The 618-nt window shown below is 76.3% G+C and carries 1 pseudogene; it reads right to left on the bottom strand.

What is annotated here, in order from left to right:
• Positions 1-453: pseudogene (locus BFF76_RS29535) on the bottom strand (SMP-30/gluconolactonase/LRE family protein); the annotation flags it as partial.
• Positions 454-618: the final 165 nt, after the last annotated feature.

Raw genomic sequence — 618 nt, 5'->3', positions numbered from 1 at the left:
CCACCGTCAGCCCGTCGGGCCATCCGGCCCCCCGCTCGACGGTGGCGAAGGGGCGCCGGTTCACGACGCGCTCCCCGTCCACGTCGAAGACGTCGATGCGCCGTGTGGGGGTGTCGGCGTAGTACATGAGCCGGCCGTCCGGGCTCCAGCCGGTGCCGTTGCTCACCGTCACCTTGTCCGGGACGGGGCTCACCGTGCCGTCCGGGGCGATCCGGGAGAGGGTGCCGCCGCCCTCGGCCTCGTCGTAGCGCATGGTGCCCGCCCAGAGCGCGCCGTCCGGCGCCACGGCCGCGTCGTTGCCACGGCGCCCCGGAACGGGGTCGTGGACGAGCCAGGAGAAGGCACCGTCGGCGTCGTACAGGCCCGTGCCGTCCCGCAGGACGACCACGAGGCCGCCGCCGGCCCGTGGCTTCGCCGCCCCGACGTGCTGGCCGGTGGCCATGACCGTGCGACNNCCGGCCGGCTGCCGGGTCCCAGGTGGGTCCCTCGCCCAGCTCGGCGCGCTCCCGCACGGCCACTTCCGGGGACGGCCTCATATCTGGGGCCGGTGGTGTCCGAGCCGGCCTGACAGTGCGTCGGCGCCGCCCGCCGCGAGCTGCGCGAGTTCCGCCTCGCGCT

This window comes from Streptomyces mutomycini (genome assembly GCF_001700505.1).
Taxonomy (GTDB): domain Bacteria; phylum Actinomycetota; class Actinomycetes; order Streptomycetales; family Streptomycetaceae; genus Streptomyces; species Streptomyces mutomycini.
Note: the sequence above shows the minus strand (reverse complement) of the source record. Positions and strands in the feature narration are given on the sequence as shown.